This window comes from Bradyrhizobium sp. UFLA05-112, assembly GCF_053572325.1.
In genome coordinates this window covers 16,178-28,115 of the sequence record NZ_JBANBK010000026.1, presented here as the reverse complement: position 1 = coordinate 28,115, position 11,938 = coordinate 16,178, and the positions used below count along the sequence as shown (strand labels likewise).

Below are 11,938 nucleotides of genomic sequence, written 5' to 3'. Positions count from 1 at the left end.
GGGACGCATACCCATCTGCTGCCTTCGCGTCGTGCGATCATGGTCCTAATCAATGAGGTTTCGCCATGAATACACCGATCCCGCTTAGGCCCGACCGTGATGCCGCACGCGAGCAGAGCATGCGCTCCCTTGCACGCGCCTGCATCGATGTTTGTCGCAAGGTGCGCGAGCCGCTCGCCAAGGGCAGCTGGCAGGATGATCGCAATGTCCCGCTGCTTACCCGCACCGCGCAGCAGCCGACATCGACGACCGACGCAGCGGCACTGATGACCGTCACGATGCACCTGGTCGAAAGCCTCGTGCCTGTCAGTGCTGCTGCTCAAGTGATCGCGCGCTCTCTCGGGCTGGCGTTCGATCACGCGACACAGCTTTCCGTTCCCGCCGTGTCGATCCCGGCCGCCAATTGGGTTGGCGAAGGTCGGCCTATCCCAGTGCAGCAAGGCGCGACGACCGGCATGCTGCTCGACCCGCACAAGGTCGCCGTGATCGTTGTGCTGACGAACGAGATGCTTCGCAACACGCGGGCGGAAGCCATCGTGCGACAGACGCTGGTCGAGACCACTGCTGCTTCGCTCGATGCGTTGCTGTTCTCGACCGCGCCAGGCGTCCCTGGTCAGCAGCCACCCGGCCTCTTGAACGGCATCCCGCCGCTCACGCCAGCCAACCCCAGCAGTCCGCTCGACGCCATGGTCGCGGACCTTCAGCAGGTCGCCAAGGCCCTTGCGCCTGTCTCGGGTAGCGGCACTCCGATGTTGATCGCCGCGCCTGCGCAGGCCGTCAGCCTTGCCATGCTGGCACCGAGAGACATCTGGCCGGTGTTCTCGTCAGCGGCGTTGCCGGACAAAACCGTCGTCGGCCTCGTGCCTGAAGCCGTCGCGACCGTGGTCGAGCCACCGCGCATCGACGCGAGCGGCGAGATGGCGTCGCACATGGAGTCGTCGTCACCCGCAGACATCGTCGATATCGGTGGCGTGTTCGCCCGCCCGGTTATGAGCACGTTTCAAACCGACAGCGTTGGCCTGCGCCTTGTCATTCCCGCGACATGGGGGCCGCGTTCGCCGAGCGCCATCACGTGGCTTCAAAGCGTCAATTGGTAGGTGAACCATGGGCCGATACAGCGATCAAGAACGCGACGAAATTCTTGCGGAGGCGCGTGCTGCAATTGAGCGAGGACGGTGGGAGACGGATCGGACAGTGGAAGAGCCTGCCGTCTGCGAAGACGACGAAGGCAAATGGTGCGCTAGCGCAACATTTGAACCGCGTGTCGAGAGCCTCAACGAGCGGCATCGTCGCGAGATCACGGAAGAGGAAGCGCGGTTCGGGACCGAGCGCGAGCCTGAGCGCCAGGGGCGCGCCGAGATCGCCAATGCGGCTGCTGATCAGCGGATCGCGGGCCTCGAAGCCGAGGTCCTTGAGCTGGCGCGCGCCACCAACGCCGTTATCGAGGCGCTGGAAGTCGAATTGTCGCGCGCCACGTCGGAAAACCGCGAATTGAAGCTTGCGCAGGCCAGGCTGGAGACGCGGCTCGCGGAGCTGCAGCTCAAGATCAGTGAAGCCACTGTCCCTGAGCGCAGCAGCAAGATCATCGACCTGCCGCCGCTGCCGCGCGTGAATTGACCGTCATGTCGGCTTTCGGGGGTGGAGCGGAAAACTTTTGCTCGATCTGGATATTACGGCTCATGAGCCATAGCAGACCACCGGTCGTTCTGAATTTGTGCTGGTCACGGTTTGTTCTTATGCCCGATCGGGCGCTGGCCTGTTTTAACCCTAGTTGCCTAAGTTGAATTTCGCAGTGGCGTGTTTTCATTTTTTCGGAGGATTGACCTGCAACCAGAGCCGCGACCTGGCGTTGGGCACAATGGATGACAAAGAGTTAAAGGCCCACAGTGAACAGGCGCTGGTCGTCGTGACTCTCAGCACGGCAACCCTGATTGCGTGCTTCACCCTGCTAGTTTCGCAGTTGTGAGGCCGTTGCCAGGCCGTCTTTTCAGCCAGTCGCGCGGTGGTATAATCGTTCCCACGGGGAACGTCTGCCATGGACTACCGCGCTTACATCCTTGATGAGGACGGGCGTATTACCGGCGTGCATGAGCTGGAATGCGCCGACGACGAAGAAGCCAAAGAGAAGGCTACCCAATTGCTGGACGGGCACGATCTCGACATCTGGCACAGAGCGCGGCATGTCGCCCGATTGAAGCGCCACACAAGGCAGTAAGGCCGCCTCAGTTGGCGGCCCCCGATCGGGCGCTGGCCTGTTTCCGACCTCCGTGGCCCAATCTGAATTGTGTCCACTATGGAACCGACAGCCGCGCATCTGTATATTTAGATCAAGCGACTAAGCCCCACGGATTAGGACCCGTATTTGGAGGTTGCGATGAGTGAGCGGCGTCGGTTCAAACAAACGAGCACTCTTGAGGTCCGTCTAGCCGAAGAAGCAATTCGCCTACGTGATAAAGCCAAATCGCTTCCACCTGGGGCGGCTCGCGAGGAGCTGCTGCGAAAGGCGCGACAGGCGGAAACCGGCTCGCACATGACTGAGTGGCTGCGCTCGCCTGGGCTGCAAGCGCCGAAATAACTCTAGGAACAGGGGCATGTTGCCGAGCGATTGGGAGCGCTTGGAGCGCTATCTTGAATACTGCGAAAATCTGAAGCGCGTGAGGATGGCTATTGTAGACGACCAGCTCCGCCGCTCACGAGAGGCCCTTGCAAAAGCTTATGACCTTTTGGCGCAGCCCGTTCCACACATCTGGCGTCAAGAGCCGCCGCAAGAGTAAGGCCGCCTCACTTGGCTGTTTCCTTCATTCAGTCATTCAAGCCAACTTCCGCAGCTGGCCCGTGGCTGACCTCAGCCTGGAGCGCGGCGATGTCCGCTCCCGAGAGAGCACCCGACCAGGCGCGTGCTGGCTTCCGAGGACAGCCTTTGACCCTAAGCGGGCCTTTGACCGTTCTCATTCCGTGCTGCGTTCCTATTCCGCGCGGGGCGTTGGCCTGTTTCCGAGCTCGGTGGCCTGGTTTGATTTGCGCAGTGGCCTAGTTTTTTAACCCACTTAATAGCGGGGTAAGTGCACTTTGGCACACACTCGGCAGCATGGAAGTCCGAGCATCGAGCGAAGAACCACTCACCACTCCGCGCTGTCGGAAATGTTCGGCAACGGCTGTTCAGATCGTATCCATGCTTGATCCGAGGACAGGCAGAAAAATCCGTGTGTTCAAGTGTCAATGCGGGGAACTGATCTGGGACGATTGAGCGGAACCGGTTCCCGATGACGAGAGTTATGCTCCCGGCTAGCGTGCTTGGGAGTGAGCTATGTCGCCCGCTGATCAGGAAAGGCTTTTCAAATACCTTCAAGAGCGCATCGAACTTCACCGTTTGAAGGACGAACTGACGCAAGAGATGCTCCGCCGCTCGTATCAGGCCCTAGACCGCTCCCACGCGATCCTGAGACAGGATGTACCCATCGTCTGGCCCAAGCCCTCGGCGGAGTAAGGCCGCGCTTGGTATGGACCACGCTGAGGAAGCTAAAAAGCTTCGCAACAGAGCTGAAGAATGCCGCGCTTTGGCAGAGATCATGAAAGGGCACGAGGCCCGCAACAGTTACCTCGACCTTGCTCAATCATATGATGCCCTCGCCGAACGTGAGGAGAGCATGATCGGTATTCCGCACGATACCGCGAAGTAAGGCTGCCTCTGTTGGCGGCCTTTTTCATTTCAGCCCACGTTGACCTTCAGCTGCTGTGCCATCTGCGACTTCGGGCCATGTCCGCTTTCATGCCGCTATTGAGGGCATAGCGGACAGCGGCACACGACACGACGGCGAAGAGTTAAGTAGGAGACGTTGGCGCTCGTCAGGCACCTTGCCCTGCAGGTACTTCAGCGCCAGGCGCGCGTGATGTTCGGCTTTCTTGTTGCCAGTCTTCTCGATCTCCTCGATGGCCCAGACCAACGACTGAATGGCGCTCTGCAAACTGTCCGTCATGCAATCGAAAGATACTCAGCAGCAGGCCTTGTGCGGTTGGTCATAGGCGGTATCTGCCGCAGGGCCGACGAGCGTTCAAATTAAAGATCGGCCATTTTCGCTTGCCGGGAATTAAAGCCGGGCCGGGGGCGGGTTCTGGAAATAGGAAGGGAGCCATCGTCCTAGCGCGGCGGCGGTCCAACGTTAGCGGCCGCAGATCGGCAAAATCCCTTGAAATAATATTTCAACCGCTTGGGCGAACGTCGCCCAGATGCGGGGGAAAATGAGGATTTTGCTCTCCATCCCAAACAGTGGTTGTGTACAATTCCTAGTTCAAGCTGGGGACGAACTGGAATGCCTGACCTGCAAAGTGATTTTGTCGGCCGCGTAAATCGGCTGGCACTCAAGCCTAACGACCGGACCGCGCTCATGCCGGTGATGGAGGCGGTTAGCAACAGTATTCATGCCATTACCGAAAGATTTGCGGAGCAGACCGGGAAACTCGGTCGGGTTCACGTCACGGTGCTTCGCGACCTTGAGCTGGACGATCTGCCCATTGTAGGTTTCGACATTGAGGATAACGGGATCGGGTTCACGGACGAGAACTATGTTTCGTTTCTCACTCCCGACTCCCGCCACAAAGAACGACGGGGCGGTAAGGGGGTTGGCCGCTTGGCATGGCTCAAGGTGTTTGAGCAAGTGGAAGTCGACAGTGTCTACAACGATCACGGCTCCCTGTGTCGGCGGCACTTTCACTTTCGCCTGACCGAGAAAAACCAGGTCGAAATTCTCAACGAAGGCAAAACAGAGGCGAACGCGCAGGTGCGCACGCGCATCTCGCTCCGAGGGTTTGAGCGCCGATTTGCCACCAAGTGTCCGTCAAAGAAAGGGTCGGTCGCACTGCGCCTGCTGTCGCACTTCGTGCCGCTCTTCATTGCCGGAAACGCTCCGAAGGTCGTGATCGACGATGGCGAGCCTGTCGACATCGAAGCCTTGTTTACGGAAAGCATTGTTGCCGAGAGAACAACGCCGCTGACTGTCGAGATCGATGGCGACTCCGCTGTGATCAATCTGTGGTCCCTGAAATGCAGGAAATCCGTGCGATTTAATGGCACCGGATATAACTTCGCATTTCTTACCGGAAACAACAGATCCGTGATCGACTATTCGATAGATGACCAGCTCGGCCTGAAGCTGCTCGAAGACGAGTTTATCTACTTGGGTTCGGCCTCGGGTGAATATCTCGATAGCCATGTGAATTCGGAGCGTACCGGCTTCACTCTCGAAAGCTCCGACATCGATGTTATCAAGCGGGCGATAGCGAAGGAGGCCCGTGAGTTCTTGCGACCTTATGTTGAGGAAGCGCTTGCCGCGAAGGTGAAAGTAGCGCAGGAGGTCATCACTGAGAACCCGCAGTTTCTTTACGTTCAACCAAACATCAAGGAGTTTGCAGAGGGACTGCAGCCGAATATGTTCAAGAAAGAGGACATTTTCGTCGAGATGTCACGCGGCCGCTTCCGCCGACAAAGGTCATTCGCAAATCTCGAACGAGATATTGCCAAGTCGGAGTTGATTGACGAGTCATTGAGAGAAAAGGTTGACGAGTACACGAAATACGTCAGCGACGAGAAGCGCGGCGCACTTGCTGAGTACATCACGCGGCGCAAGGCTGTAATCGATCTTTTCGAGAAGTTTCTCGAATTCAAGGATGCGCAGGCGCAGAACTACCAAAAAGAAGAAGCGATACACAAACTCATATGCCCTATGAAGGTGGACTCCAGCACACTGGAGATCGAGGACCATAATCTTTGGCTGCTCGACGATCGCCTCGCATTTTTTAGATACTTCGCTTCAGATAAGGAAGCTGCATCGTACGCCAACGTTGTGTCGACGGAACGCCCGGACCTCGCATTTTTCTACGACTCATGTGTTGCGTGGCGCGAAGGGGAAACCTCCGACACTGTCGTGATCGTCGAGTTCAAGAAGCCGATGCGAGACAACTACACCTCAGGCCGCGACCCCGTGCAGCAGGTGTTGCTCTACGTCAAAATGCTGCGAAACGAGAAGTCCGCACTAGACATAAAGGGGAAGGCTATTCGCGGGGTAAACGCAAGCACTGCATTCCATTGTTATGTCGTCGCTGATATTACCCCGACGCTGGAGGAACGCATTATAGGGCGGTTCAACCGCACCCCTGACGGTGTTGGTTACTTCGGCTACTCGGCCGATCCCCCTGCTTTCGTTGAGATCGTGCCTTACGGGAAAATCTTAGCGGACTCGAAGGTGCGCAATGCGGTGTTCTTCAAGACTCTTGGTATCACAAGCGAAGGCTGATGATGTTGTGGCGGCTCACCCACGTGGCAGCGCTGCTCGATTTCCTTCCATCTAGCAATCCAAGCTCCATCTGCCGACGATACAGGGAAAGCCTCCCGAGAGCGAATTCTTAATGTCCGATCTAAATAATGCTGTTGCGAAGGCGAGCGGTGAGCACGGGGTGGCGCTCCGCTGGTTCCGAGACCATACCGGTCAGACTGTTACCTGGTCGGATATCCAAGCTCACGCCGACCAAGGCGCACGGCTAGTGAACCAGGCGAAGGGCATCTATAAGCCTCACTACACGGAATACACGCTTAGCGTGCGCCAGACCTTAGAGAGTCCTTATGCCGACAAAGAAGTGCAGCGGCGTCCAGACGGTAGTTGGGTCTATCCTTATTTCCAGGAGAACCGTGACCCAGCACAGCGTGACCGGGAGGCGACCAATCGTGGCTTGGTCAAATGCATGAACGATGGCGTTCCCATCGGCGTGCTCTTGCAGACGAAGCCTAAGCCCGGCGTGGAATACGAAGTTCTCGGCCTTGCTAGAGTCTCGGGGTGGAGGGATGGCTACTTCATCCTGGAGGGCTTCTCTACGGGAGGAAGCATCCACCATGCTGACGCAGCTCACGATCGTGCCGCAGCGGAAACCTCTCCTATCGTCGAGAACTTTGATCACTTGGGCGCGGCCGATCAGCGTCAAAAAGCGATGGCCGAAGTCGTCCGCAGACGGGGACAAGCAAAGTTCCGCAAGGCCCTGCTGGAGGCTTACCGAGGCACGTGTGCGATCACGGGCTGTGACGCTGTTGAAGCTCTAGAGGCCGCTCATGTTGCCCCATATCGCGGGGATCACAGTGACCATGTGCAGAATGGTTTGCTTTTGCGAGCAGACATACATTCGCTTTTTGATCTGGGTCTGATGTCGGTCGATCCCGCGACGATGACGGTCGTTATCGCAGCGGGCTTGGTTGGTACGACGTATGGAGCGCTTGCGGGAGCTGCCCTTTCACTGCCCCTTGATCCAAGAAAACGGCCGTCACTTGACGCGCTGGCAAAGCACTTCGAGTGGTCTGATATCAACGCAAACGCTGCTGCTCGTAGAGCTGCCGATCCTTTGCGGCCCACGTAAATGCGCAGTCGCGGCTTTGCGCCTCAAGGGTGCTCCGTTGGCCGCGCACTAAAACTTCGGGATGGTGGTGACTGCGCGTTAAAAAGCTTAATGGCCTCCAAGCGGCTTTTTGGTCACCACCTTTCTGCAAGGTGTTGAAGTTGTTGGCTTGTACGTAAACTGCCGGGCCCACCACCCGCTTAAAACGCCTTTGATCTTACTTCACTTTACAGTCGATTTGTCTAAACGGCTCGTCCGTTTAGACACTTTGGTGTTCTGCTTTTGAGCCTTTTCCAATAGTTCGATTGCCCTACGTGCGCGGCGCTTACGGTCAGCCGCATCGATATAGACTTGCAGTTCGCGCAGGTCCTTGTGACCGCTGATGGCAGCGAGCGAAAGTACGTCCATGCCCTCGATGTCAGCGAGCCGCGTCAGGCACAACTTACGCAAGCCGTGGCTTGTACATTCCGGCAAGCCTGCCTGATCGCACCATTCACGCATCTTGTTGCCGAAGCCGTTCGCGGTGAACGGCTTGCCGAACTCGGTCACGAGATAGGTGTCGGAGCCGGTGATAGGCGTCGCCTTGATGATTGCCTTGGTTTCAGCCGTTAGCGGTACGTTGATGCGCTTGCCCCCGGTCCGGCTCGTTTTTTGTGGCAGGAAATCGGTCAGCACTCCGTCTTTCACATCGCGCGGCCCGATGCGAACCACGTCGGACTTGCGTACACCGAGGTTAAGGTAGAGCGCGAGCGCAAGCCGTGCCTTCGAGCCTATCGGATGCCTCTCCCGATATTTCTTTACATCCTCTTCGGTCCAAGCATAGAAGCCGCCCGTGTTGGGCATCTTTGCCTTGCTCACCCCCTCCGCTGAGTTGTTGCCGATCAGTTGCGCATCGACGCAGTATTTGAAGAAGTGCTTCAACGCTTGGAGCATGTTGCGTTGAACGGACGGCGTCTTGAGCAGTGAAATGTAGCGTTGGACGTGACGCCGCTCGACCGATTTCAGGCGGACTTGACCAAACTCGGTGCGGAAGCGTTCTAGCAGGTTGCGCCGCGAGCTTTGGCTGCCGGTCGAGAGCCCGGAGGAGAATGCCGTGCTCTGGTAGTACACCACGAGACCGGCATTGACCGTGCCTGCCACCGTGCGCGACGCGCCGATTTCCACCGGCCCCGGTGCTTTGTAAGCAACCTCAGCCTTCGCGTGTGCCTCCATAAATTCCGGCGACCACGGCAGGCCCGGAAGGCGCACGTCCTTGGCACCATTGCGGCGATAGTAGAAATAGGGCCGACCGTTGCTAATGTAGCCCTTGACGTAGGCGGGCAATCTTAGCCGGCTTCCTTCTGCCGCTTCTGGATCCGGTCGAGAATTGCGTCGCATTCGTTAGTTCCCCCCTTGCTCTCCTCGCCAACCCGCTCATCAGGCAGGCCATCGGAAATGTGGACCGTGATTTTACCCTCTCTGTCAATCTCGACGCGACGGACCCCAAGGCCCGCCCGTCTGATCCCCACAATGGCTTGGGTGAGGTCCCTTGTTCGGTAGGTCGATTGCCTTGCGCCCATCGCTGGCTCCATTACCTGCCGACGACTTGTCCCAACGGGGCGTGAACAACCTCCATCACGCGCTCGAACTCGATCTCGATGAACTCGGCGAACACGCCGCGATCTGCGAGAACCGCGCGCAGCTCGGCGTCCAGCGCTTCCTGCTGCACCGCGCCGGCGGCCCGCCTCTCTTCCTCAAAGTTTTCCAGATACCAGTCGGCCAGTTCCCTGATGAGACAAGGGTTTAGGCCTTTGTCCGCGTCGTTTGTCGCCCCTCGTTCTGCTGTGTCTCCTTCCTCGTTGAAGGGCGTCACATCCGTCACACCCGTCACGGCTCCCGCCTTTTCTGGGGTATTTGCCCGGTCGTGTGACTGATCATTCCCGCTTGTGACTTTTCCTGGTCCCGAGACGTCACAGGCAAGGCCCTGAAATATCTCGTCAGTGACGCTTGTGACGCTCGTGACGTCTTTTTCGCAGGTGGGTGAGGCCGCGGAAGGAAGATAGCGGCGCCACGCATCCCCAAGATCGGCAAGGCGATAGCCCTTGCATTGGTTCTGGCCACGAGGCCGAAGCTTATCGGACTTGATCCCGTAATCATGCAGCCGCCTCGCCAGCGAATGGTCATTGAGCGGCTCTTTTAGATGGCTCCACGGCGCATCCTCAAGCCCGTGCAATGCCTCCAGGATCAGCTTGGTCGGTAACCCCTTCGGGGTCGTTGCCTGAACCTCCGCGTCCCTCGCGATGAAGATCGTCCGCAGATCGGACAACAGGCGGATGTTCAGGCTTGGCGGAGTATCGCTGGCCGCGCCGGCAACCAGTGCAACAGCGGCCTTTCGAGCCAGATCAGGCCACTTGCCACTGGCCAAATCCGCGACCACCAGTAGCGGCTCCCACACATCTGCGGTGCGGTCCTCAATCCCAGTCGGCATTACCGGCCGCGCCACCTCGGCCTGGCCGGCAACCGCGCGGGCCCAACCTTCGATCCGCCGGCACAACTCCTTTCCAATCGGCGCGTGTATCCGGTGCCTGAAAGCCTCAACGCGCTCATCAGGCGCGCGCCGCCGCATGCGAACGATCACGCTGCGAGTCATGATCGAGTCCGGCAACCAGCCCAGTCCGGCCAGCGCTACAGCGGCAAAGCTCTGCACGTCCTCTGTCTCGACACGCGTACCGTAAACGACACAGCGGCCGAAGGTGGCACCGCGCCGATGGCCGCTGTTGAGGAACGATCTGACGTCCTCGTGCTCTTTCGCTTTCGGCCCGAAGATCGCGTCGATCTCGTCGAACAAGATTGTCGGCGGCCCTTCCTCGTCACCGCATTTCCGATACAGATAGGCCGGTGAAACGTTCGTAGCGTGAACCGGCCTTGGCACCAACGGCTCAGTCACTTCCAACGCGCGAGTCTTGCCCGATCCCGGTTCGGGCGACAGAAACGATAGCCGCGCGGTGCTCTCCCACGCACCCATCAGGTGCGTGTGCGCGATCCACAACGTGTGTGCAATCGCGGCGTGCTCAGATGGGTAACTGACGAAGCGACACAAAAAGCACCGGACGTCGTCAAGGAGCGCGGCACCGTCCTCGGCAGCAGTGTCGGCACGGTTGGCGCTATTGGCCGCACTGGCTTCGGCCTTCAGCTTCACCGCACCTTCAACCAGGCGCGGTATGTCGGAGACACGTTCCTGCCATCGATCATCGCGCGGCGTGGCCGATTGCTCCATCAATCCGCGCAGAAAATTCACGACGGCGCCGGGGTCCATGCCGGCACAGACCATCTTACAGGAGAGATCGCGCAAGCTGTCGTGCAGCGAATGCCCCACGAGAATGTCATGTTGCAGATCTTGCCAGTTGGCACTTGCCGCCTCGCTATCGCGACCGTTGCCCCTCCGGCTCGTGCGCGACGGCGGCGGTTGATAGCCGTGCTGGTCAGCTAGCATCTCCGCGATGTCATCCAGCAGCCTTCCCGTACCGGCTTCGTCGATCTCGGGCAGATCATCGCGCCGGGTTTCGCAGAGCGAGGCGCCGAACCATGTGTAAGGCTTGCCGGTGCCATCATGAATGCCGTGAACGATGACCTGCCTGCCGCTGGCCAACATTTCGACCTTCTGCTTGGTGTCGCCGTTCACTGCGATGAACTTCCGTTCGACATGCTTGAACGGCGTAGACGTCTTGAAGAAGATCGCGCGACGCGGAGGTCGACCGAAGCGAACGCAGATCGTGCCATGCTCCCCGAACCGTTCACGCACAAGATCCTCGACGGCTGCGGCCGCATCGGGATCTTCAATGTCGATATCCAGGCACGGCTCGCTGACACAGAGAATGCCTGTGTTCGTGTCCGCATAGAGTTTGGACCAGACCTCGATGTCGCCAGCCGACGTCGGCGCGCGCTTGGTCCAGCCCGGCAACGGCGGTATCTTGCCGACGGTCGGGATGGGCTGATAGCCTTGCTCCAGCAGCTTGGTGCGTGCTTCTGTCGGCGTCATCGTCACGGGCTTGCATATGGAAAGAAGGGAAGCCTCGACGGCAATCGAGGCTTCCTCAGAGGAGTACTACTCGAACGGGATGTCGGAGCCGGGGCCAGTCGGTCCCGGCTTCGCCGCCTTGAGCACCTTCACGCGCAGGGCGGGCTTGCCTTCGAACGTGATGCTGTCATCGGTGAACACGCTGGTGACGGCGCCGATCCAAGCTGCCGGGTCATCCCCCAGCTTCTCGTTGATCGTGCGCAGGTTGCTCTTGTTGAGCGGCAACTGCTGACCGTTGGAGAAGACGAGTACCGGCTTCCACTCCATGCGGCCGTTCCTGTCGCGCAACAGCTGCTGTTCGACGCCGGAGATTGTCAGCTGGAGATTCCGCGTGCCGACAGCTGTGGACGACAGAAACCTCGTCGCCAGAAATTTGACGAGGTCGTCCGCCGTCAGGGCCTTTCCTTCGATATTGGCCATGATGGCCTCCATAAGCGCCATAGCGGGGGCCAGCCGCCGTCCTGCGCTCAAAGCGCGGCGACCGGTTGGGTTCAGATCGTGTTT

12 protein-coding genes are annotated in these 11,938 nt (G+C 58.9%); 8 read left to right on the top strand and 4 right to left on the bottom strand.

The features are described 5' to 3' along the window. Positions 1–65: 65 nt before the first annotated feature. The 6 genes from SO180_RS17220 to SO180_RS17195 all read left to right on the top strand — a co-directional run bounded on the left by SO180_RS17220 (position 66) and on the right by SO180_RS17195 (position 3,680). Positions 66–1,097, top strand: a complete 1,032-nt coding sequence (locus SO180_RS17220; RefSeq protein WP_449380025.1) for a phage major capsid protein — start codon at positions 66–68, stop codon at positions 1,095–1,097. Positions 1,098–1,194: 97 nt separating this feature from the next. Continuing rightward, positions 1,195–1,617, top strand: a complete 423-nt coding sequence (locus SO180_RS17215) for a hypothetical protein (RefSeq protein WP_449380024.1) — start codon at positions 1,195–1,197, stop codon at positions 1,615–1,617. A 418-nt stretch (positions 1,618–2,035) separates the two neighbouring features. After that, a complete protein-coding gene (locus SO180_RS17210) occupies positions 2,036–2,215 on the top strand; it encodes a hypothetical protein (RefSeq protein WP_449380023.1) in 180 nt (59 codons plus the stop codon). 159 nt (positions 2,216–2,374) lie between these two features. Next, positions 2,375–2,575, top strand: coding sequence for a hypothetical protein (locus SO180_RS17205; RefSeq protein ID WP_449380022.1), 201 nt, complete (start codon positions 2,375–2,377; stop codon positions 2,573–2,575). Between the two features lie 732 nt (positions 2,576–3,307). Beyond that, the gene (locus SO180_RS17200; protein ID WP_449380021.1) at positions 3,308–3,487 is read left to right on the top strand and encodes a hypothetical protein; all 180 of its coding nucleotides are present in this window, start codon (positions 3,308–3,310) and stop codon (positions 3,485–3,487) included. Between the two features lie 13 nt (positions 3,488–3,500). Next, a complete protein-coding gene (locus SO180_RS17195; RefSeq protein WP_449380020.1) occupies positions 3,501–3,680 on the top strand; it encodes a hypothetical protein in 180 nt (59 codons plus the stop codon). Between the two features lie 87 nt (positions 3,681–3,767). Here SO180_RS17195 and SO180_RS17190 read toward each other — a convergent pair whose 3' ends face one another. Further along, positions 3,768–3,977, bottom strand: a complete 210-nt coding sequence (locus tag SO180_RS17190; protein ID WP_449380019.1) for a hypothetical protein — start codon at positions 3,975–3,977, stop codon at positions 3,768–3,770. A gap of 333 nt (positions 3,978–4,310) precedes the next feature. Here SO180_RS17190 and SO180_RS17185 point away from each other — a divergent pair, with 333 nt between their 5' ends. Both SO180_RS17185 and SO180_RS17180 read left to right on the top strand, forming a co-directional pair. After that, on the top strand, positions 4,311–6,290 hold the full coding sequence (locus SO180_RS17185) for an ATP-binding protein (protein WP_449380018.1): 1,980 nt from the start codon (positions 4,311–4,313) through the stop codon (positions 6,288–6,290). Between the two features lie 112 nt (positions 6,291–6,402). After that, positions 6,403–7,398 carry an HNH endonuclease gene (locus SO180_RS17180; RefSeq protein WP_449380017.1) on the top strand — a complete coding sequence of 332 codons (996 nt, stop codon included), beginning with the start codon at positions 6,403–6,405 and terminating at the stop codon, positions 7,396–7,398. A gap of 201 nt (positions 7,399–7,599) precedes the next feature. On the opposite strand, the gene SO180_RS17175 is transcribed toward SO180_RS17180, so the two are convergent. The 3 genes from SO180_RS17175 to SO180_RS17165 form a co-directional block, all read right to left on the bottom strand. After that, positions 7,600–8,700, bottom strand: coding sequence for a tyrosine-type recombinase/integrase (locus SO180_RS17175; RefSeq protein ID WP_449380016.1), 1,101 nt, complete (start codon positions 8,698–8,700; stop codon positions 7,600–7,602). Between the two features lie 247 nt (positions 8,701–8,947). Further along, on the bottom strand, positions 8,948–11,395 hold the full coding sequence (locus tag SO180_RS17170; protein WP_449380015.1) for a DUF3631 domain-containing protein: 2,448 nt from the start codon (positions 11,393–11,395) through the stop codon (positions 8,948–8,950). A 66-nt stretch (positions 11,396–11,461) separates the two neighbouring features. Beyond that, positions 11,462–11,854: a hypothetical protein gene (locus SO180_RS17165; protein WP_449380014.1), complete on the bottom strand. Its 393-nt coding sequence runs from the start codon at positions 11,852–11,854 to the stop codon at positions 11,462–11,464. Between the last annotated feature and the right edge of the window lie 84 nt (positions 11,855–11,938).

What these genes read in the sequence shown, in the direction of transcription:
- SO180_RS17220 (WP_449380025.1), top strand. Translation starts at nt 66, where the DNA reads ATGAATACACCGATCCCGCTTAGGCCCGACCGTGATGCCGCACGCGAG.
- SO180_RS17200 (WP_449380021.1), top strand. Translation starts at nt 3,308, where the DNA reads ATGTCGCCCGCTGATCAGGAAAGGCTTTTCAAATACCTTCAAGAGCGC.
- SO180_RS17205 (WP_449380022.1), top strand. Translation starts at nt 2,375, where the DNA reads ATGAGTGAGCGGCGTCGGTTCAAACAAACGAGCACTCTTGAGGTCCGT.
- SO180_RS17165 (WP_449380014.1), bottom strand. Translation starts at nt 11,854, where the DNA reads ATGGCCAATATCGAAGGAAAGGCCCTGACGGCGGACGACCTCGTCAAA.
- SO180_RS17170 (WP_449380015.1), bottom strand. Translation starts at nt 11,395, where the DNA reads ATGACGCCGACAGAAGCACGCACCAAGCTGCTGGAGCAAGGCTATCAG.
- SO180_RS17195 (WP_449380020.1), top strand. Translation starts at nt 3,501, where the DNA reads ATGGACCACGCTGAGGAAGCTAAAAAGCTTCGCAACAGAGCTGAAGAA.
- SO180_RS17180 (WP_449380017.1), top strand. Translation starts at nt 6,403, where the DNA reads ATGTCCGATCTAAATAATGCTGTTGCGAAGGCGAGCGGTGAGCACGGG.
- SO180_RS17185 (WP_449380018.1), top strand. Translation starts at nt 4,311, where the DNA reads ATGCCTGACCTGCAAAGTGATTTTGTCGGCCGCGTAAATCGGCTGGCA.
- SO180_RS17190 (WP_449380019.1), bottom strand. Translation starts at nt 3,977, where the DNA reads ATGACGGACAGTTTGCAGAGCGCCATTCAGTCGTTGGTCTGGGCCATC.
- SO180_RS17210 (WP_449380023.1), top strand. Translation starts at nt 2,036, where the DNA reads ATGGACTACCGCGCTTACATCCTTGATGAGGACGGGCGTATTACCGGC.